At 51.2% G+C, this 1,618-nt stretch carries 2 protein-coding genes; one reads left to right on the top strand and one right to left on the bottom strand.

The window, feature by feature from the left end; all coding sequences use genetic code 11:
• The coding region (gene lysS, locus STRDD11_RS04780) for a lysine--tRNA ligase (RefSeq protein WP_128836306.1) at positions 1–1,126 on the top strand (1,126 nt) is incomplete at its 5' end.
• Positions 1,127–1,275: 149 nt separating this feature from the next.
• Here the strand turns inward: lysS and STRDD11_RS04775 are convergent.
• The coding region (locus tag STRDD11_RS04775; RefSeq protein ID WP_128836303.1) for an ABC transporter permease at positions 1,276–1,618 on the bottom strand (343 nt) is incomplete at its 5' end.

The raw sequence follows: 1,618 nt of genomic DNA, 5'->3' as shown, positions 1-1,618 counted from the left end.
GATGCGGACGGATATGGGGGAGCTGTCCATCAAGGCAACCCACATCACGCATTTATCCAAGGCTTTGCGGCCGCTGCCTGAGAAATTCCATGGTCTGACGGATGTGGAGACTATTTACCGCAAACGCTATCTGGATTTGATTTCCAACCGCGAGAGCTTTGAGCGTTTCATTACCCGCTCAAACATCATCTCTGAAATCCGCCGCTATCTGGACGGTCAGGGCTTTCTGGAAGTGGAAACGCCTGTCCTTCACAATGAAGCCGGCGGTGCAGCAGCCCGCCCTTTCATCACCCACCACAATGCCCAAAACATGGACATGGTGCTGCGCATTGCGACTGAGCTCCACCTCAAGCGTCTGATTGTCGGCGGTATGGAGCGGGTCTATGAAATCGGCCGTATCTTCCGCAATGAAGGAATGGACGCCACCCATAATCCGGAATTCACTACGATTGAGGTTTACCAAGCCTATGTGGACTTCCAGGATATCATGGACCTGACCGAGGGCATCATCCAGCATGCGGCTATCGCTGTCAATGGAGACGGCCCTGTCAACTACCAAGGTACTGACATCAAAATCAATGAGCCTTTCAAACGTGTTCACATGGTGGATGCCATCAAGGAAATCACGGGCATTGACTTCTGGCAGGACATGAGCTTTGAGGAAGCTGCTGCTTTCGCCAAGGAAAAGCATGTACCGCTGGAAAAACACTTCACTGAAGTGGGCCATATCATCAATGCTTTCTTTGAAGAATTTGTCGAGGAGACCCTGATTCAGCCTACCTTCGTCTACGGTCATCCTGTCGCTGTGTCTCCGCTGGCTAAGAAAAATCCAGAAGACCCTCGCTTCACCGACCGCTTCGAGCTCTTTATCATGAGCAAGGAATATGCCAATGCCTTCACCGAGCTCAATGACCCCATCGATCAGCTGAGCCGTTTTGAAGCTCAGGCAAAAGCCAAAGATCTGGGTGACGACGAAGCCACCGGCATTGACTATGACTATATCGAAGCGCTGGAATACGGCATGCCGCCAACCGGCGGACTGGGCATCGGCATCGACCGTTTGGTCATGCTGCTGACCGATGTCACCACCATTCGCGACGTCCTGCTCTTCCCGACCATGAAGTAAATCACAACCTAGACAAATAGAAGAAGATACATACCGCTGGAAATCCGGCGGTATTTTTTTGGAAATGCTGGAAAAATATTGATGACTGGTGGATAGATGGCGCACCATCAAACACAAAAAAGCCTGGTCTCCCAGACTTTTTGCTGCTATTATTCATACCTCAGCGCTTCAATCGGATCCAGCTTGGAGGCTTTGTTGGCCGGCAGGATGCCAAAGACAATACCAATGCTGGCTGAAAAGAGAAGGCTGACGATGCTGACTGTCAGGGAGACCGTCACCGGTGTTCCTTCCAGCATTTGACTCATAGCGGAGCCCAGTAGAGAGGCGAGGCCTGCAGCCAGGATCAGTCCAATCAAACCTCCAATCAAGGTTAAAATCATAGACTCAATCAAGAATTGCATCAGAATATTGCTGCGTGTCGCCCCCAGAGCTTTGCGCAGGCCGATTTCCCGCGTCCGCTCAGTGACAGACACCAGCATGATATTCATGACA

The organism is Streptococcus sp. DD11, assembly GCF_001578865.1.
Taxonomy (GTDB): Bacteria; Bacillota; Bacilli; order Lactobacillales; family Streptococcaceae; genus Streptococcus; species Streptococcus panodentis.
The sequence above is the reverse complement of the archived record's forward strand: the minus strand, read 5'-3'. Positions and strand labels throughout refer to the sequence as shown.